Source organism: Palleronia sp. THAF1, assembly GCF_009363795.1.
GTDB lineage: Bacteria > Pseudomonadota > Alphaproteobacteria > Rhodobacterales > Rhodobacteraceae > Palleronia.
Map to the genome: position 1 here is coordinate 2654150 of NZ_CP045420.1, position 17327 is coordinate 2671476.

Sequence of the window (17327 nt, forward strand, 5' to 3'; positions counted from 1 at the left end):
GGAGAGTAACCATGACTATCCGTTCCAAGGCGCTTGCCGCCACCGCCATGACGCTGACGCTTGCCGCGCCCGTCGCCGCTCAGGAAAGCTGGACGATGACGACGACGTGGCCGTCCTCGCTTGAACTGATCGAGTTCGACCGCCACTTCGTCGAATTGGCCAACCAGTTGACGGGCGACGCCCTGACCATCGAGTTCTTCGAGGGTGGTTCGCTGGTGCCAGCTGGCGAGGTGTTCGGCGCTGTGCAGTCGGGCACCGTTCAGGCCGGCGCCGACTGGCCGGGCTACTGGGCAGGCCGCGACGCCGCCTTCACCCCGCTGGCCACTACGCCGGCGCTGTTCAACGCGGTGGATTACGTCAACTGGATCCAACAGTGGGGCGGACGTGAGTTCTATGACCAGACCTACGGCGAATACGGCATGGTCTATCTGCCCTATGGCGTGACCAACAACGAATCCGGTTTCCACACCAACAAGTCGATGACCACGCTAGAAGACCTTCAGGGCATGCGCCTGCGTGTGTCCGGCAACGAACAGGGCCGCATCTTGGAACGCCTTGGCGGCAGCCAGGTCTCGATGGCCGGTGGCGAAGTCTATCAGGCACTGGAACGTGGCGTGATCGACGGTGGCGAGTTCTCAACACCGAACGTCGACTATTCGGCAGGCTTCCAGCAGGTCACGACGCACTGGTCGACCCCCGGCTGGCACCAATCGGCTTCCGTCTTCGGCGTGTCGATCAACCAAGCCGCGTGGGACGCGCTCGACGAGGACACGCAGGAAAAGCTGCGCATCGCGGCCGATGCGACGATGCTGTGGTCGCTGGCCTTCACCGAGAAGCGCGCCACCGAGGCCTACGCCAAGTGGGACGAGGAAGTGACCGTCGAGCGCTACACCGACGAAGCACTGGCAGAAGTTCAGAACATCGCGAACGAGGTGATCGTGGAGGTCTCTTGCGAGAGCCCGTCCGCAGGTGCGGTCTACCTGTCGATGGCCGAATACCTCGACAACTACGCCCAATGGCGTGAGGCATCGGCACCCTACAACCTCGGCCGCTCGCCCGATGGCCCGTCCGTAGAAGAACTGCAGGCCTGCGTCGACGGCTCGTGATCGACTGAACAGTCAGGGATGGGCCGGTCTTCGGATCGGCCCATTTCTATTGCGGGCCAGGCATTCCACCGACCCATTCGATATCCTCTATGACCGCCGCCGCTACATCCAGACTACGCGCCGCAGCCACGCCCAGCCCCGGCAGGATCATCCACTCCAACGCCCACGCAGCGCCGGAGCGCTCCTGTTCGTGAACCTGCGCATGGTGTATCGCGGATAGCTGCGTGGCGGTGTACCGTGCGAGCGTGACCAACAATTCCGCGCGGATCGGGTTCTGCTTGTGCGGCATCGCAGATGACCCACCACCCCCGGCAATTCCAATCTCCTGCATCTGCGCCATAAGCGCGATGTCCTGCCCGATCTTGCCGCAGCTGCCCGCGATCATCGACATCAGCCCAGCGCATTCGACCAGACCGTCCCGCGTCGTGTGCCAGCAGGGTCCGGCGGAAAGGCCGAGCGCACCGGCCACATGCGCAACCATCGCCTCCGGAATGTCCCTTCTGTCGCCCACCGGGCCGCCGATCTGAACGACCTGTACACGGGGTCGCAGGGCCGCCAGCCGTGCCCGATGGCGCGGCAAAGCAGATGCCCAGCCAACGAACCGGGTTCCGGCGTCGATGGGCAGCGCGTCCTGCATCCGGGTACGGCCCATGATGCGGGTTTGGCCGAACCGCGCATCGGCCCGCGCGAGCGCACTTTCCAATCGATTTAACCGCGTATCCAGTAGGTCGAGCGTGTGCTGCAGCGTCATCGCCAGCGCGCTGTCCATGACGTCTTGCGAGGTCGCGCCGACATGCACCGCCTCTGCCGCGTCACCGGCTGCGGCCTTCAGTGCGCGCACCAAAGCAGGTACCGGAAGGCCGTCATTCGCGGTCCCGCCGCGCAGCAGGTTCATGTCCGCTGGCCAGCCCTCAATCACCCTGGCGGCGCGTTCGGCTGTGTCCGGGTCGACGCGCCCGGTGGCACCCAGCGCGCGGGACCAGGCAGCCTCGAACGCCAGCATTTGGGACAGCTGCCGCTCTGGCGACCAGATCGCTTGCGCCTCTTCATCGGCGAACAAGCCGCCGAGCCAGGGGTGATCGAAGACAGAGATCATCCCAGCCGCGCCAGCAGATCATGGATTGCGCGGACGACGGCATCTGGCGCCTCGATGCAGGGAAGATGACCGCCCCCGTCGATAAGGCGGCACTCTGCATCGGGCAAAGCATCTGCCAACCCGGCGAGCAATTCGGGCGGCGTCGACAGGTCATCACTGCCCGCGATGCAGATCGCGGGCTTGGTGATCTCGGCCAGTCGGCTCCGCAGGTCTGTGTCGCGAATGGCGGCGCAGCAGGTGGCGTAGCCCTCGGTCGGCGTGCGGGACAGCATGGCGTGGTAGCCTGCAAGCTCGGTCGGGCGCTCGGTGCGGAAGGCGTGCGAAAACCAGCGCTCCATCACCACGTCAGCCATGACGTCCAGCCCCTGCGCAGCAAGCGTGTCCAGCCGGGCCGTCCAGAACGCATGATCGCCGATCTTCGCCCCGGTGTTCGACAGGATCAGCCCCGCGACCAGATCGGGACGCGTCAGGGTCAGCTGCTGCGCGATCAGCCCACCGACCGACACGCTGCAAACCAGCGCGTCTGTGATGACCCGCGCGTCCATCAAAGCCGCAACATCGGCGGCGTAGGTGGCCGTATCGGCGGGGTCGGTCCGGCTGAGACCGTGGCCGCGCTTGTCCATCCGCAAGATCGGATGGTCGCCTGCCAGCCGGTCGATCACCGCATCCCAGATGCGGAAATCGGTGCCGAGGCTGTTCAGGAAGACCAGTGGCCGCCCGGCGCCGGGGCGATGGGCGTAGTGGATGACCGTCCCGTTGAGCTGGGCAAACTCAGGCATGTCGGGCCACGATCATCATGGCGCAGCCCGCAGGCCCAGGATCGCCCGCGCCTGCGCAGGCGTCGCGACCGTGCGCCCAGCCTCGACCACGATATCCGCCGCCCGCTTCACCAGCGCGGCGTTCGAGGGCGCAAGCGTCTCGCGGTCAAGTCGGATATTATCCTCCAGCCCGGCGCGCAGGTGGCCGCCCGCTTCGGCGGCCCAGCGGTTCAGTTCCACCTGATGCCGCCCGATCCCGGCAGCACACCAGGGCGCGTCCGCGCCGAACAGCTCATGCACCGTCTGCACGTAGAAATCGAAGACGCGGCGCACGGCGGGCATGGCGTTCTGCACACCCATGACGAATTGTACGTAGGGCGTGCCCAGCAACTCCCCACGGTCCTTTATCGTCTTGGCCTGATAGATGTGAGACAGGTCGAACGCTTCGATTTCAGGCTTCACGTCGTAGGTTCGCATCTCGGACGCCAGCCATGTCACCAGATCGGGCGGGTTCTCATAGACGCGCGTGGGGAAGTTGTTCGAGCCCACGGACAGCGACGCCATGTCGGGTCGCAAGGGCAGCATCCCGCCGCGCGCCTTCCCAGCGCCAGAGCGTCCCCCGGTCGAGAGCTGCATGATCATGCCGGGGCAATGCGCTTCGACCCCCTCTTTCAGAGCGGCGAAGCGGTCGGGGTCTGACGACGGCGTCTCGTCGTCGTTGCGGACGTGGGCGTGGCAAATACTGGCTCCGGCCTCGAACGCGGCGTGCGTGCTTTCGATCTGCTCGGACAGGGTCGTGGGAACGGCGGGATTGTCGGCCTTCGTCGGGACGGACCCGGTGATGGCGACGCAGATGATGGCGGGATCAGACATCTAGGAACACGGTCTCCTTGGGGCCTTGCAGCCGGATATCGAAGGTGTATCGCCCATCGCCTTCGGCGCGCGCGATCAAGGTGTCGCGGCGGGTGGCCGGGTCGATCAACGCCAGAAGCGGATCGGCGGCGTTCGCCTCTGCCTCATCCCCGAAATAGAGACGGGTTTGCAGCCCGACGTTGATCCCGCGCGCGACCATCCACAGCGACAGGTGCGGCGCTTGAGGGCGATCGTGGCGGCCCGGAACGGAACCGGGTTTTACCGTCTCGATGCGAAAAGACCCGGTGTCGAAGTCGGTCGCCACCCGCCCGAAGCCTGTGAAGCCGGAGTCCACCTCGGCGTGGCGCGTATCGGCGGGGTGCGGATAGATGCCGTTCGGATCGGCCTGCCAAACCTCGATCAGCATGTCGCGCACCGGTGCGCCCATGCCGTCGTAGACGTGGCCTTCAATGACAATGCGGTCCCCGACAACGTCGGGTCCGGCAATGGTCTGCCCGAACGCGATCGGATGCAGTGACAATCCCGCAAGCGACGGCACCGTGCCGATATGGACAAACGGCCCGGCGGTCTGGGACGGCGACTCCTTGGGGTATTCCAGCGGCATCACGCGCCTTCCATCTTGTTCTCGAACAGCGTCTGGCGACTGCCGCGCAGAACGATGTCGAAGCGGTAGGCAAGGCTGTCCAGCGGGATCGAGGCGTTCAGGTCCAGCGGCGCGACCAGCCGATCCAGCGCAGCGGCATCGGGGATGGTCTGGGCGATGGGGTCTTGTGCACGCAGGGGATCGCCTTCGAAATACATTTGGGTAATCAGCCGCTGCGCCAGTCCCGCCCCGAAGATCGAGAAGTGGATATGTGCCATCCGCCAAGAATTCGCGGAGTTCCGGAACGGGTAGGCGCCCGGCTTTACAGTGCGAAAGACATAACCGCCTTCGTCGTCCGTCAGGCACCGACCGCAGCCGCCGAAGTTCGGATCAAGCGGGGCAAGGTAGCCGTCCTTCACGTGCCGATACCGCCCCCCGGCGTTGGCCTGCCACACCTCCAACAGCGCACCGCGCACGGGGCGTCCGTTCTCATCCATCACGTGTCCGTGGACGATAGTGCGCTCACCGATGGCCGCTTCGCCCGTGTAGTTGTGGATCAGATCATTGTCCAAATCGCCAAGGGAGGTGTGGCTGAACGTCGGTCCGGTGATCTCGGACAGCGAGCTCTCGACCGACAGAAGCGGCAGGCGCGGGCTGCGCGCAACGCTGGTCTTGTAGTCGGGCGTCAGCGCGGGCGGATGCCACCGCCGGTCGCGCTGGTAGTAGTCCCAACTCATGGCGCGCCCTCTTCGGCAAAAGTCTCGCGCGCGATCTTCAGCGCGTGATTGGCGCGCGGGACACCAGCGTAGATCGCTACGTGCATCAGGGCCTCGCGAATATCACTGGCGCTGGCCCCCGTGCGTGCGGTTGCGCGGACGTGCATCGCAAGTTCGTCGAAATTGCCGGTTGCGGCGAGCAAGGCGATCGTCAGCATCGATCGTTCGCGCGCCGTGATCGCGTCCGATGCCCAGACAGTACCCCACGCGCCCTCGGTTATCATCTCTTGGAACGGCGCGTCGAAGTCGGTCTTCGCGGCTTCCGCGCGGTTCACATGCGCGTCCCCCAGAACAGCGCGGCGCACCCTCATGCCAGCGTCGTATCGGTCGGTCATGGGCGGGACCTTGCGCCGGAGTGATCGATTCGGGTCATGTCGGCTCCTTCGCCAATAGGTCCCGCAGCAGGCGAGCCTCGTCCAAGGGACGGTCGCAGAAATGCGCCCATGCGTGGACCCCCTGATAGAAGAAAAGGTCCCAGCCGGACATCGCCATCAGCCCAGCCCGCGCGGCATGCTTCAGAAACGGCGTGTCGCGGGGCGTGTAGACAGAGTCGAAGGCCCAGCCTGCATTGGCCATAGCGCTGGGCTCGAGCGGGGTGCGCCCGTCGCCGTCCATCCCAAGGGGCGTGCAGTTGATCACACCCTCCGCCCCGTCTGCCATATCCTCGGCCACCGCACCCGCCGACAGGCGCAGGCCGGACGCCGCGTTCGACATGTCGCGCGCAAGCCGTTCGGCCCGGTCGGGATCGCTGTCGGCCAGCCGGATGTCCCGCGCACCCAACGAGATCAGCGCGAAGGCAATCGCACGACCCACACCGCCCGCGCCGATCAGCAAGACCGGGCCGGGAACGGCAGCGCCACGCTGACGCGCGTAGGCGGCCTTGAACCCGGTGTGATCGGTGTTGTGCCCCTGCGGGCCACCCGGTCCGAAAATCACGGTGTTGACGGCACCCATGGAGCGAACGAGCGGATCGTCGATCCGCACCATCGCGGCGGCGCGCTCTTTATAAGGGTACGTCACGTTGATCCCGCGGAAGCCTCCCGTCTCGCAGGCCGCGAATACCGCCTCGAAGTCTTGGCCCAGATCGGCGGGGATAAGACTGTCGTAACGCACGTCCACGCCGGTCTGCTGTCCTGCAAGCCGGTGCAGGCGCGGCGCCTTCGACTGGGTGATGTGATCCCCGATCAGGCCAAGGTGAAGTTGCACGGTCATGCTGGCCCCTTTCGAACCCTGTCCCGCCCGATGGATGCAGGAAGGCTGCGCGCGCTTCAAGTCGGGTCGTGGGTCCAGCGGTAGCTAGGCGGCGTGGGGCCCTTGTTGCGCCCGCCCTGTTCGGTCTGCTCCCACGCGTGGGCCAGGATGCCGACGCTGCGCGACAGCCCGAAGAACCCGCGCGCCAACGGGCCGGGGCAGCCGAGTTCGCCGTAGATCACGGCTGTCGCGCCGTCGATGTTCAGGGACAAGGGCGCGCCCCGTTCGCGTTGCAGATGCGCCCCAATGGCCCGAGCGGTCGCGGCCAACGTGCCGCCAACAGCGCCCTGTGCCGCCGCTTCATCCACCAGCGCGAGCAATCGCGGCGCGCGGGGATCGACGGGTTTGTGAAAGCGGTGGCCGAAGCCGGGCAGGTATTTGCCATACTCCGCGCGCCAGCTATCCAGCGCAGCGGACATCGCGTCGCCTTCCAGGCCGGCACAGGCATCGAACAGCGCGATGGCCTGTTCCCCGGCCCCTCCGTGCACATCGCCCAGCATGTTCAGACCCGTTGCCATCGACGATTGCAGCCCAATCCCGCAGGTCGCCGCCATCCGCGCCGCCGCGATAGAGGGTGCTTGCGGGCCGTGATCCACCGCGGCCACAAGCGCGGCCTCGAACAGCGCGGCACGGGAGCCCTCGATGCGGTTGCCCATGACGAGAAACCAGATCGTTTCGGCGAAGCTCATCGCGCCGATGATCTCTTCGATAGGCGTGCCGCGCAGGGCGATGCGGCCCGGCTCCATGTCGATGATAGAGGTGCGCCACCAGTCGGAAACGTCGCTCATGTCACGCCCTTCTTCGCCATGTCCGCGATCTCGTCGAGTGTGTAGCCTAGGCCTTTGAGGATCGCTTGCGTATCCTTTCCCAAAACGGGTGGCGGACTGTCCACCTTCGGCCGCTGCCCGTCGATCTGCGCACCGATGCGCATCAGGTCAATGGCGCGATCCACGCCCGGAGCGTCCTCGAACCGGGCAAGAAAGTCGCGATCGGCGACCTGCGGGTGGGACAGGATGTCGGGCAAGCTCATCACCGCACCGGCAGGCACTCCAATGGCGTTCAGTTCCTCAGCCCAATCTTCGGCGGGTCGCGTGGTCAGCACCGTTTCCAGTTCTGCCTTCAGCGTCAGACGGTTCGCCTTGCGATCCTCTCGCGTGGCGTAATCGGCGCGATCCAACAGATCGGCGCGCCCCAGATGCCGCGCGAGCGTCTCCCACTGCTCGTCGCGGTTGGCGGCAATGTTCAGCAGGCCGTCGGCGCACTGGAACGCGCCAGAGGGGGCGGATGTGGGGTTCTCGTTGCCATGCGGCGCGGGCGTGACGCCGCCGATCAGGTGGTTCGAGACCACCCAGCCCATCGTTGCCAGTACCGATTCCAGCATCGACACGTCGATGACGCACCCACGCGGATCGGCCTGCAGTGCGGCGCAGATCGCCATCGCCGCCGTCAGCCCACCCACGGTATCGGCGAGCGGATAGCCCACGCGCAACGGCGCGCTGTCCGCATCTCCGGTGATCGACATGACGCCCGAGACGCCCTGCACGATCTGATCGTAAGCGGGCCTGTTCGCCCATGGGCCATCCTGCCCGAAGCCGGAAATCGCGCAGTAGATCAGACCCGGATTTTCGGCCCGCAGGACGTCTGGCCCTAAATTCAGCCGCTCCATCACGCCGGGGCGAAAGTTTTCGATCAGCACATCGGCGGTCGCGACCAGACGCTTCAGCGCGTCTTTGCCGCGCGGGATTTTCAGGTTCAGCGTAATGGATTGCTTCCCCGCGTTCTGCGCCAGGAAGCTGATCCCCATGCCGCGCGCGGAAAGCGTGGGGTCCAACCCCAGATTGCGGGCCAGATCGCCACGGCCCGGCGCTTCGACCTTGATCACTTCCGCCCCCAGATGGACCAGTTGGTGACAGGCGAAGGGACCGGCGAGCACGTTGGTCAGGTCAAGAACCCGCGTGCCCGCCAGCGGTTTGGTGGGGTCAGTCACCCTCTGCCACCCCGCGTGCCCGGCGACGGGCGCGGTAGGCCCGAAAGCTGGGCAAAAGGACCAGAACGGCTGCCAGGATCAGAAGACCCAGCGTCATCGGACGCTCCAGAATGAAGCCCAACCCGCGATACAACTGCATCGACCGCGCGAAGTTGTCTTCCAGCATCGTGCCAAGGATGAAGCCGATCAGCAGCGGTGCCAGCGGATAGTCGGCGAACTTGAAGATAGTCGCCAATACGCCAAGCCCCACCAGCATCAACAGCTCTGTCGCGTTGTTTTGGCCGATGTAGGCGCCCATGAGTGTGAAGAACAGGATGAACGGGATCAGGAACGTGCGCGGAATCGTCAGGATCTTGGCGATGTAGGGGATCAGCGGCAGGTTCAGAATCAGCAGCACGAGGTTGCCGATATACATCGAGATGATGACGGCCCAGAAGATGTCCGGCTCATCGATCATCAGGCGCGGGCCGGGCTGGACGTTCAGCGCGATGAGCGCGCCCAGAAGGATCGCTGTTGTGCCCGATCCGGGGATACCCAGCGTCAGCAACGGCACGAACGAACCGGTGCAGGCCGCGTTGTTTGCCGTCTCCGGCGCTGCGAGGCCCTTGACCGAGCCCTTGCCGAACTCCTTCTGCTCTTCTTCCGACGCGATGTTACGCTCGACCGCGTAGCCCAGGAACGACGCGATGGTCGCGCCAGCCCCCGGCAGCACGCCGATGAAGAAGCCCTGCACCGATTGCCGCCCGATCACCGGCAGCATGGCGCGCCCCTCGGCGCGGCTGAAGCGCAGGTTCTCGATCTTGCCAGAGCCGCCTTCGGTTTCCGACCGCTTTGGATCAAGGACAAGGTAGATCGCTTCGGGCAGGGCGAACATCGCCATGGCGAGCGTGATGAAGCTGATGCCTGATTGCAGGTCCATCATCCCCATCGTGAACCGCGGCATGTTGAACAGCGCGCCCTCGCCGACGGTTGCAAGGATCAGGCCCAGAACCGTCATCAGTAGCGCCTTTGCGACTTGGCCTGTTCCAGCGAAGGCCGCGATGGCCGACAGACCGACGACCATCAGCGCGAAGTATTCCGCCGAATGAAACAGCAGCGCGACGGACGACAGCGCGGGCGCAAAGATCGCCAGCAGGATCGCCCCGATCGTGCCGCCTGCGAAACTGGATACGGCGGCGATGGTTAGTGCCTTGCCCGCCTGTCCTTTTCGGGCCATCGGGTAGCCGTCGAAACTGGTGGCAACGGTGCCTGCCACCCCCGGCGCGTTGAGAAGGATGGAAGAGGTCGAACCGCCGAAGATCGCGCCGTAGTAAACGCCCGCCAACAAGATCAGCGCAGCCGTCGGATCGCCCAGCGTGATGGCGATGGGGATCATGATGGCGATGATCGACATCGGGCCAAGGCCCGGCAGCATGCCGATGAATGTGCCGATCAGGCAGCCCGCGACAACCATCGCAAGGTTCTGGAACGACAGGGCGGCCGACAGGCCAAGAAGGATGCCTTCAAGCATGGGTCAGCCTTTCACAGGAAATTGGGCAGGGGGCGTAGAAAGATGCCAAGCACCTGATCGACCAGCCACCAAACGATGCCGGCAGCGGCAACGGCAGAGACGAGGATGGCGATCCAGCGGCGCTCCCCAAGGATCAATGCTCCGCCCGCGATGAATACGGTCGTGGACAGCAGGAAACCCGCCGGGCGCAGCGCAATAGCATACAGCACCATCAAGCCGAGCAAGGCCAAGGCTTGACCAAGCTTGTATTCGTGCAACCGCCGCCAGTTGATATCGGTGGGCGAAGGCTCGGAGCCCTCAGTCGCCTCGAGTCCGAACAGGACGACCAAGCCGACGATCACGCCGAAGACGCTCAGGATTTTGGGGAAGGTCGAGGGCCAGACGGGGTTGCGCTGCATGAAAGGCGGTAGCAGTTGGTCCATCGTGAAGAATGCCGCGTATCCGTAGACGCAGCAGAATGCCACGAAGACGAGCGCGATCCAGCGATCAAGAGCCATGACGTTCTCCTCCCTGAGAATATCTTTGGGTCACTATGTAAAGCGGACGGCCGGACTGATCCCGGCCGCCCACAGATCAAGAACTGTCGATCAGAGGAAACCGAGTTCCCGCATCAGGTCGCCGATTTCCTGTTCCTGCTCTTCCAGGAAGGTGCGGAAATCGTCGCCTTCATTGTAGATGTTCACCCAGCCGTTGCGCGAACGAACGTCTTCCCAGGCTTCGGTCTCGTACATCTGCGAGAAGGCCTGCTGCATGGCCGTGACCTGCTCTTCCGGCAGGCCGGGGGCCGCGAAGAAGCCGCGCCAGTTCACGAATTCGGTGTCGATGCCCTGCTCGACGAAGGTGGGCGCGCTGTCGTAGGCAGGCACACGCTCAGCCGCGGTGATGCCAAGGATGCGAACTTCGCCCTGCTCGGCCAGTGCGATCGCCTCGGACAGGCCAGTGGACAGCGCGTCGATCTCGCCCGAAAGCAGACCGGCCATCGCCTCACCGCCCGCGTCGTAGGGGATGTAGTTCAGCATGGTCGGGTCTTCGCCCGCCGCACGCATCACAAGCGCGGCCACAAGGTGGTCTAGGCCACCGGGAACCGAACCGCCGCCGACGGCGAAGTCGTCGCCCTGCTCGTTGTAAGCGGACAGCAGGCCTTGCATGTCCTGAATGTCGCTATCGGTTGGCACGACGATGGCAGCGTAGTCACCGATTGTGCCGGCAACAAGCGTCAGGTCGCGGAACGACTGCGGGAAAACTCCCGTCAGGGACCGGATCACGATGGGGGTAGAGTTCACCATCACCGTGTTGTTCAGGCTTTCGGCGTTCTCGATCATGTAGTTGATCGCCGTGCCGCCGCCGCCGCCGGACATGTTCTCATAGCTGGCCGAACCGACGAGGCCCGAGTTGGTCAGCGCTTCGCCGGTGCCGCGTGCGGTGCCGTCCCAGCCGCCGCCAGCGCCGCCCGGAATGATGAAGTGCAAGTCTTCCATGACCTGCTCGGACGTGTGCTGCTCGGCAAAGGCGATGCCGCCAAATGCGAAGGTGGCCGTCGCGGCCAGCATGGCGGCGCGGCGTGTAAAGGTGGTCTTCATTGGTATTCCTCCCGTTTGACAGGCGGTCGTGGACCGCCCATTCCTGTGTTCACCACAGCAAACTGACATGGACCTGACACGCTGGCGGCAGATCGAAGGATGCAGATGCGCTACCTCTTGGTAGAGGATAACTCTGAACTGGCCGACGCGATCATGAACCGTCTTGTCCTTGATGGTCATGCGGTGGACCATGCCGGTTCTGTGGCACAGGCCCGCGACTGGCTGGCCGCCGCGTCCTATGACCTGATCCTGCTGGACGTCATGTTGCCCGACGGCGACGGGCGCGACCTTCTGCGACTGACCCGCAGGGACAACGGCACACCCGTCATCATGCTGACCGCGCGGTCGCAGATTTCAGACCGTGTCAGTATGCTGGATCAGGGGGCCGACGACTACATCACAAAGCCTTTCGACTTTTCCGAACTCGAAGCCCGATGTCGCGCCGTTCTGCGCCGTCGCGGTGGCTCTGCCCGAAACGAGATCGCCATCGGAACCGCGATATTCGACCCCACGTCCGGCAGCCTGCGCATGGGCAACGAGACGACCGAACTTCGCAACAGGGAAACCCGCCTGCTGGAAACGCTCGTGCGCCATCCCGGTCAGGTCATGTCGAAGGATCGCCTGCTCGACAGCCTGTTTTCCTTTGATGCGGATGTCACCGAGAACGCCATCGAAGTCTACATCGGCCGTCTGCGCCGCCGCCTTCAGGGCACCCACGCGCGGATAGAAACGGTGCGCGGCATGGGCTACCGGCTCGACCTGCCGGAATGACGCCACAGGGTTCTATCCTTCGCCGCCTGACCCTGCTGCTGGCCGGGGTGGCGGCGGTGCTGTCGATCCTGTCGTGGCTTACGGTGTCCGACTTCGCGCGTCGCGCGGTGGGTCAGGCGCAGGACAACGTGCTGGCCGCATCGGTGACCAGCATCGTGGAGACGCTGCGCGCGGAAGACGGCGAGGTGCAGCTTGAACTGCCCTACTCCGCCTTCTCCATGCTGGGCGCGATCAGCGAAGACCGCGTGTTTTACCGCGTGACCGCCGACGGAGCCCTGCTGACCGGCTACGACGATCTGCCGAGTGTGGGCGCGGGCGAGGCGGACCCGACCCGCGTGACATTCGCGACCGACGGCTACGCCGGAGAAACGGTGCGCCTTGCAAACGCCACGCGGATCGTGGCGGTCGGCGGCGATCCCGTTCCGGTGTCGGTGACCGTTGCCCAAACGCGGGCCGGGGTGACGCAGGTGGCGTTGGACCTGTCGCGTCGTGCGGCGCTGATATCGCTGATCTTCTTCTGCATCGCGGTCCTGCTGTCGGCCATCGCCGCGCGTGCTTCTCTGCGACCCCTGTCCGATGTCACGGATGCCGTCGCGCGGCGCGGCCCGTCCGACCTGCGCCCCCTGCGCCGCCGTGCCCCGTCAGAGCTTGCACCTTTGATCGAAGCGCTGGACCGGCTGATTGTAAGACTGGCCGAGACCGTCAGCCGGTCCGAGGAATTCATCACCGAAGCCGCGCACCGCATCCGCACCCCGCTGGCCACGGTCAGGATGCAATCCGAACTGGCGTTGCGCGAAGCCACGACCGATCCGGACCGCCAACGCCTGCGCCGCATCATCCGCGCCGTAGACGAAAGCTCACGCTCGGCCGGTCAGTTGCTGGATCACGCAACGGTGGCCTTCCGGGCCGAGGATCTGGTGCGCGACCCCGTCGATCTATCGCAACTGGCCCTGCGCACCGTCGCATCGATCCGCCCGACCGCAACGATGCGCGACATCGAAATCACGCTTCGCACCGACCCCGCGCCCGTACTGGGCGATCCGGTCCTACTGGACACCGCGCTGCGCAACGTGCTCGACAATGCCGTCAAATACTCGCCCGAAGCGACGGATATCCACATCGCCACCGGGCAAGAGAAGGGCGAGGCCTTCGTGCGCGTCAGGGATCAGGGGCCGGGGTTGGGCAGCGGTGCGTTCGACGACCTGACAGAGCGCTTTCGTCGCGGCGATACGGCCGCCGAGCACGTCGGCTCTGGGTTGGGCCTGACCATCACGCGTGATGTCCTGAAAGCCCACGGGGGTCGGCTCATTCTAGAGAATTGCAACGGCATGGAAGGGAACGGCGCATGCGTATCGCTTATCTTGCCCTCGGGCTGATCCTGTCGCTTTGGTCCGGCGCAGTCGCTCAGCCGATGCTGGAGGATCGGCACGTCTACGAAGGAACCTCCGATCGTGTGCTGCGCATCCTGTCGACCGCCGATCTCGACGTGTTCGATCCCTACCTGACCGCATTTCACGACCGGAACCCCGCAATCGGCATCGACTACAGCGTCGTCTCGTCAGCCGATCTGGAACGCCTGATCCGCGACGGCGCGCCCTACGATCTCGCGCTGTCCTCGGCGATGGACCTGCAGTTCCAGCTTGCCAACGACGGCTACGCCTTGCGCTACCAATCCGAGGCGACGAAGCAGCTTCCCGACTGGGCCGTCTGGCGCGAGCTGATATTCGCCTTCACCGCCGAGCCCGCCGTGATCGTCATTTCCGAGGATGCGATGGGCGACCTTCCGATCCCCACGACCCGCAGCGATCTGATTACCTTGTTGCGCGACCACCCGGACCGGTTCCGAGGGCGGATCGGCACGTATGACGTGCGCGACAGCGGTCTGGGCTATCTGTTCGCCACGCAGGACGCTCGCGCGACGGAAGCCTACTGGCGATTGTCAGAAGTGATGGGCCGTCTGAACCCCAAGCTGTACTGCTGCTCTGGCGCGATGATCGATGAGCTGTCCAGCGGCGCTCTCGTGCTCGCCTACAATGTCCTTGGCAGTTACGCGCGCAACCGGCTGGCGACAGAGGGGGCGGACGACCTTCTTATCGTCGAGATGCAGGATTTCGCCAACGTCATGCTCCGCACCGCCATCGTGCCGAAACAGGCCGCGGCGCCCGAGCTTGCCGGTATGTTCATCGATCATCTGGTCCGCATCGGCCTGCGACCGATCCCTGGAAGCTGGCCTCTTCCACCGCTGAACGGCATCAATGCCGCCACTGACGCGCAAAGCTTCGGTCCGATCCGTCTGGGACCGGGGCTGATGGTCAATCTGGACCGACTCAACCGACGAAACTTCCTAAACGCTTGGGAAAACTCGATCCGCCAAACGCAGATAGGGGGTCGGTAAGAGCGGCGCCGTAGTCACATCCGATACGCAGTCATCCGCCCCTTTGCCTTCACCACGACCGCGTGGATGCCCTACTGCACGGGCATGTGCGATGACAGCTTGGAGTACCCGTTGGCGATCCAAGAGAGACTGGGATTGCAAAGCGGATACCGAGCCTGATCAAGCCTGCCTCCACCATCGAAACGCTGTTCGATCTGGCGGGCGCCACGGCGCACGCCTTGGTGTCAGAAAGAACTTCTTCAGGACCAGATGACCCAGATCCTGCGCACCATGCTGACGCCTTCCCTCTCGAAGAGTATCGCGCGGGAAACTGCGCGGGTACCAGCGTTTCGATGTTGATTGTTCGGGTTAGCAGAGCACGGTGCGGGGCGCGCACAGGTTTGCTCAGGGTCGGCGTATCGTCGAGCTTCGACATCACTCCCAGCTTTTCGCTAAGAAAGAAGACCGGTTTTGACCGCGAAAAGCGACACACCGCGGCAATTAGCTTACCCTCAAGGCCCGGCGCAAGATTCAGAAGTACAACTTTAACCGCCCCAGCCGGTTCGTTTTCTGGACGTATCAATGGGCACTGTCGGCCGGAACGGCCTAGCTATGCTTTGGGGGACCCGACACCCACATGCTGTTCATAGTGGTAAACATGTGCCCCTCGAGTCCTCGTCGATGCAAGCGAAGCCTGGGTCCTCCACTGGTGCAGTGCGGCGTCGCTTGAAATGCTATCCAGTCGCCAACAAGCTGCGACTATCGGCGTAGAACGCTTACTGGCTTCATACCCCGACTTCTGGTCAGGCGCCCCACGTCCGGATTGGACCAGTGTCGATATGGGTGAACGAGTCACCGTAGCGCCCGACGCCACCGATCTGCAGCCATTCGGCCACGTTCGCGACCTGCTGCGGGGGAACGCCGTCCAAGCGGATATCGGCTGCGCGACGCCGCATGTGATAGCTTTTGGTCGCGGCCCCGATTCCCTTGCTGCGCAGGTGTTGCGTGGTGCGGGGCGTCCGGAAACCCGACAGCAGCGTGATTTCGCCCGAGTGCCCGTTCTGGCGCGCGATCGTCGTAAGCGTTGCAAGGCCCCAGTAGATCCTGCGATCCATGTCGGGCGCTTCGTCCTCTCGCCAATCCCGGAAGACCCAGTCGAGCTTGCGGATCGCGCGCCTGCTCTCGCGACCGTTCTTCATGAACTGGACAGCGACACGCTCGTCGGTATGCGCGTTCTTGATGTTCAAGTAGCTGTCCACATGCGGGAAGACATTGTCGAGCCGGGTGTCCGCACGGGTCGGAGGCGGTAGCTCTTCGTAGGCGCGTCTGCCGCAGCCGGACAGAAGAGGCAGCGCGGCACTGGCTCCAAGGCCAAACAGGATCTCGCGCCGACCGAATCGGCCCTCGGAAGGGGTTTTTGTCTGCATCTTTTGCCTCGTTACTGCTCTGCCCCGTTTTCGGGGTCTCTCAGAAGAACCGCTTCCGCGCGTCCTGTGTGCACAGGATGAGAACCCAACACCTCTGACGCAAGCATTTTTCGGCTTTACGCGCGAGTTGGATGGCCCACGCGCTTTCAACATCACGCTCGGTAAGGTGTTGTGATGGCCATTTTGCACGAAGTGTGGCGGGGTTCCGCGGTGCGATTTCGGCAGGATAATTGGACCGGCCGTTGCAGTGGCCTCTTTCGACTGTCACGTCATCACAGGCGAGCCGAACGTGTGGATGGCCTCGGTCAGCGCCTCGGCACAGAAGTCGGCCTCCAGCCTGTTCGAGATGCGCCGATTCAGCTCCTTGTGGATGTGCCAATCCAAGATCGCCACGAGGTAGAGGAACCCACGTCGCATGGGCAGATAGGCCGTTTACAGTCTAAGGACGTCATTCACGTGTCGCACGGAGCAAACGCAAACCTTTGATTAAAAACGGGAATACGACCTATAGGGCGGTCTTGCCGCTCCGGAGACCACAGGCCCGGCGCAAAGGATCGCTCGAACCACGTCAGGTCGCGCAAAGCGTCCTTTACGACGCGTCGCCATGCGCACGGCGGTAAGAAAGGTGGGAGTCCGTCGTCGAGCGGAAGGCCGGGGCCGACCTGGCCAGTAAAGTATCCGTTGCAGCCCCCGCCGGGCTTGTCGAGATCAGCCGGGAGGGCGACGGCCCTGTTTGAAGCTACCGGAGCAGATCCCTGAAAACGAACAGATCGACACACTGCCGAAATCCACATCCGAACTGCTCTCATGAACCGCGTCTCAGCCGTCGGAATGGCTGAGATCGTTTGTGATGAATGAAATCGTAGGGAAACGGGGAAGTTCGCCTTCAGTCTGGGCCGCGCAACAACGCCGAATTTCTTGCAAATCAGCAAAGTAGCCCTTGTGACGGCATCTATCGTGCTCGCGCCACGGGCCTTTGGAAAATCTAGCCGTGCAATACGCAGAACCGAATCGGGCGTGCCGTCCACCAATTCTCATATCTGGTGAGCTTCGTGATCCCGTGATCAAACAGGTTTCCGCGCGCTTCTTTTCGAAAGCAATTGCTCGATCGACAAGAGGAGGGAGGTGAGAGGCTGGACAACGACCCAAGCGAGGCTCGTTACGGCTGCTTCCTTCCGGATCTGACCGGGTTGGCGAGGTGCCTGCCCGCGCCAACCTCTCGATGCTCATGTATC

At 64.1% G+C, this 17327-nt stretch carries 17 protein-coding genes, 1 other RNA gene and 1 pseudogene; 4 read left to right on the forward strand and 15 right to left on the reverse strand.

Annotated elements, in window-relative coordinates; genetic code table 11:
- Positions 1-11 precede the first annotated feature (11 nt).
- Positions 12-1106 carry a TRAP transporter substrate-binding protein DctP gene (gene dctP / locus FIU81_RS13210; protein ID WP_124110628.1) on the forward strand — a complete coding sequence of 365 codons (1095 nt, stop codon included), beginning with the start codon at positions 12-14 and terminating at the stop codon, positions 1104-1106.
- Positions 1107-1152: 46 nt separating this feature from the next.
- On the opposite strand, the gene FIU81_RS13215 is transcribed toward dctP, so the two are convergent.
- The 12 genes from FIU81_RS13215 to FIU81_RS13270 form a co-directional block, all read right to left on the reverse strand.
- On the reverse strand, positions 1153-2202 hold the full coding sequence (locus FIU81_RS13215; protein WP_124110627.1) for a 3-carboxy-cis,cis-muconate cycloisomerase: 1050 nt from the start codon (positions 2200-2202) through the stop codon (positions 1153-1155).
- Positions 2199-2981 carry a 3-oxoadipate enol-lactonase gene (pcaD, locus tag FIU81_RS13220; RefSeq protein WP_124110626.1) on the reverse strand — a complete coding sequence of 261 codons (783 nt, stop codon included), beginning with the start codon at positions 2979-2981 and terminating at the stop codon, positions 2199-2201. The genes FIU81_RS13215 and pcaD overlap by 4 nt, the downstream gene beginning before the upstream one ends.
- Positions 2982-2996: 15 nt before the next feature.
- Entirely contained in the window at positions 2997-3833 is an 837-nt protein-coding gene (locus FIU81_RS13225) for a 3-keto-5-aminohexanoate cleavage protein (protein WP_124110625.1), read from the reverse strand.
- Complete coding sequence (gene pcaG, locus FIU81_RS13230; protein WP_124110624.1) at positions 3826-4437, reverse strand: protocatechuate 3,4-dioxygenase subunit alpha; 612 nt, start codon at positions 4435-4437, stop codon at positions 3826-3828. The genes FIU81_RS13225 and pcaG overlap by 8 nt, the downstream gene beginning before the upstream one ends.
- A complete protein-coding gene (pcaH, locus tag FIU81_RS13235) occupies positions 4437-5153 on the reverse strand; it encodes a protocatechuate 3,4-dioxygenase subunit beta (RefSeq protein WP_124110623.1) in 717 nt (238 codons plus the stop codon). Before pcaH ends, pcaG begins: the two co-directional genes overlap by 1 nt.
- Complete coding sequence (gene pcaC / locus FIU81_RS13240) at positions 5150-5527, reverse strand: 4-carboxymuconolactone decarboxylase (protein WP_124110622.1); 378 nt, start codon at positions 5525-5527, stop codon at positions 5150-5152. Before pcaC ends, pcaH begins: the two co-directional genes overlap by 4 nt.
- A 34-nt stretch (positions 5528-5561) precedes the next feature.
- Complete coding sequence (locus tag FIU81_RS13245; protein WP_124110621.1) at positions 5562-6404, reverse strand: shikimate dehydrogenase family protein; 843 nt, start codon at positions 6402-6404, stop codon at positions 5562-5564.
- A gap of 56 nt (positions 6405-6460) precedes the next feature.
- Positions 6461-7231: a citryl-CoA lyase gene (locus FIU81_RS13250; RefSeq protein ID WP_124110620.1), complete on the reverse strand. Its 771-nt coding sequence runs from the start codon at positions 7229-7231 to the stop codon at positions 6461-6463.
- Positions 7228-8430, reverse strand: coding sequence for a CaiB/BaiF CoA transferase family protein (locus FIU81_RS13255; protein ID WP_124110619.1), 1203 nt, complete (start codon positions 8428-8430; stop codon positions 7228-7230). Before FIU81_RS13255 ends, FIU81_RS13250 begins: the two co-directional genes overlap by 4 nt.
- Complete coding sequence (locus FIU81_RS13260; RefSeq protein WP_124110618.1) at positions 8423-9940, reverse strand: tripartite tricarboxylate transporter permease; 1518 nt, start codon at positions 9938-9940, stop codon at positions 8423-8425. The genes FIU81_RS13255 and FIU81_RS13260 overlap by 8 nt, the downstream gene beginning before the upstream one ends.
- Positions 9941-9951: 11 nt before the next feature.
- Positions 9952-10437 carry a tripartite tricarboxylate transporter TctB family protein gene (locus tag FIU81_RS13265; protein ID WP_124110617.1) on the reverse strand — a complete coding sequence of 162 codons (486 nt, stop codon included), beginning with the start codon at positions 10435-10437 and terminating at the stop codon, positions 9952-9954.
- A 90-nt stretch (positions 10438-10527) separates the two neighbouring features.
- The gene (locus FIU81_RS13270) at positions 10528-11520 is read right to left on the reverse strand and encodes a tripartite tricarboxylate transporter substrate binding protein (RefSeq protein WP_124110616.1); all 993 of its coding nucleotides are present in this window, start codon (positions 11518-11520) and stop codon (positions 10528-10530) included.
- Between the two features lie 105 nt (positions 11521-11625).
- Here FIU81_RS13270 and FIU81_RS13275 point away from each other — a divergent pair, with 105 nt between their 5' ends.
- The 3 genes from FIU81_RS13275 to FIU81_RS13285 are packed head-to-tail and all read left to right on the forward strand — an operon-like array spanning position 11626 to position 14686.
- Positions 11626-12291, forward strand: coding sequence for a response regulator transcription factor (locus tag FIU81_RS13275; protein ID WP_124110615.1), 666 nt, complete (start codon positions 11626-11628; stop codon positions 12289-12291).
- Positions 12288-13667: a sensor histidine kinase gene (locus FIU81_RS13280; RefSeq protein WP_124110614.1), complete on the forward strand. Its 1380-nt coding sequence runs from the start codon at positions 12288-12290 to the stop codon at positions 13665-13667. Before FIU81_RS13275 ends, FIU81_RS13280 begins: the two co-directional genes overlap by 4 nt.
- Positions 13637-14686: an ABC transporter substrate-binding protein gene (locus FIU81_RS13285; protein WP_124110613.1), complete on the forward strand. Its 1050-nt coding sequence runs from the start codon at positions 13637-13639 to the stop codon at positions 14684-14686. The genes FIU81_RS13280 and FIU81_RS13285 overlap by 31 nt, the downstream gene beginning before the upstream one ends.
- 782 nt (positions 14687-15468) lie before the next feature.
- Here the strand turns inward: FIU81_RS13285 and FIU81_RS13290 are convergent.
- From FIU81_RS13290 to ffs, 3 genes and pseudogenes are all read right to left on the reverse strand, one after another.
- Positions 15469-16092, reverse strand: coding sequence for a YcbK family protein (locus tag FIU81_RS13290; protein WP_172971476.1), 624 nt, complete (start codon positions 16090-16092; stop codon positions 15469-15471).
- A 276-nt stretch (positions 16093-16368) separates the two neighbouring features.
- Positions 16369-16518, reverse strand: a pseudogene (locus tag FIU81_RS16785) (IS3 family transposase); the annotation flags it as partial.
- Between the two features lie 697 nt (positions 16519-17215).
- Positions 17216-17314, reverse strand: an RNA gene (gene ffs / locus FIU81_RS13295) — signal recognition particle sRNA small type.
- Positions 17315-17327: the final 13 nt, after the last annotated feature.

Excerpts from the sequence above, each read along its gene's own strand:
- dctP (WP_124110628.1), top strand. The coding sequence starts at position 12 with ATGACTATCCGTTCCAAGGCGCTTGCCGCCACCGCCATGACGCTGACG.
- FIU81_RS13215 (WP_124110627.1), bottom strand. The coding sequence starts at position 2,202 with ATGATCTCTGTCTTCGATCACCCCTGGCTCGGCGGCTTGTTCGCCGAT.
- pcaD (WP_124110626.1), bottom strand. The coding sequence starts at position 2,981 with ATGCCTGAGTTTGCCCAGCTCAACGGGACGGTCATCCACTACGCCCAT.
- FIU81_RS13225 (WP_124110625.1), bottom strand. The coding sequence starts at position 3,833 with ATGTCTGATCCCGCCATCATCTGCGTCGCCATCACCGGGTCCGTCCCG.
- pcaG (WP_124110624.1), bottom strand. The coding sequence starts at position 4,437 with ATGCCGCTGGAATACCCCAAGGAGTCGCCGTCCCAGACCGCCGGGCCG.
- pcaH (WP_124110623.1), bottom strand. The coding sequence starts at position 5,153 with ATGAGTTGGGACTACTACCAGCGCGACCGGCGGTGGCATCCGCCCGCG.
- pcaC (WP_124110622.1), bottom strand. The coding sequence starts at position 5,527 with ATGACCGACCGATACGACGCTGGCATGAGGGTGCGCCGCGCTGTTCTG.
- FIU81_RS13245 (WP_124110621.1), bottom strand. The coding sequence starts at position 6,404 with ATGACCGTGCAACTTCACCTTGGCCTGATCGGGGATCACATCACCCAG.
- FIU81_RS13250 (WP_124110620.1), bottom strand. The coding sequence starts at position 7,231 with ATGAGCGACGTTTCCGACTGGTGGCGCACCTCTATCATCGACATGGAG.
- FIU81_RS13260 (WP_124110618.1), bottom strand. The coding sequence starts at position 9,940 with ATGCTTGAAGGCATCCTTCTTGGCCTGTCGGCCGCCCTGTCGTTCCAG.
- FIU81_RS13265 (WP_124110617.1), bottom strand. The coding sequence starts at position 10,437 with ATGGCTCTTGATCGCTGGATCGCGCTCGTCTTCGTGGCATTCTGCTGC.
- FIU81_RS13270 (WP_124110616.1), bottom strand. The coding sequence starts at position 11,520 with ATGAAGACCACCTTTACACGCCGCGCCGCCATGCTGGCCGCGACGGCC.
- FIU81_RS13275 (WP_124110615.1), top strand. The coding sequence starts at position 11,626 with ATGCGCTACCTCTTGGTAGAGGATAACTCTGAACTGGCCGACGCGATC.
- FIU81_RS13280 (WP_124110614.1), top strand. The coding sequence starts at position 12,288 with ATGACGCCACAGGGTTCTATCCTTCGCCGCCTGACCCTGCTGCTGGCC.
- FIU81_RS13285 (WP_124110613.1), top strand. The coding sequence starts at position 13,637 with ATGCGTATCGCTTATCTTGCCCTCGGGCTGATCCTGTCGCTTTGGTCC.
- FIU81_RS13290 (WP_172971476.1), bottom strand. The coding sequence starts at position 16,092 with ATGCAGACAAAAACCCCTTCCGAGGGCCGATTCGGTCGGCGCGAGATC.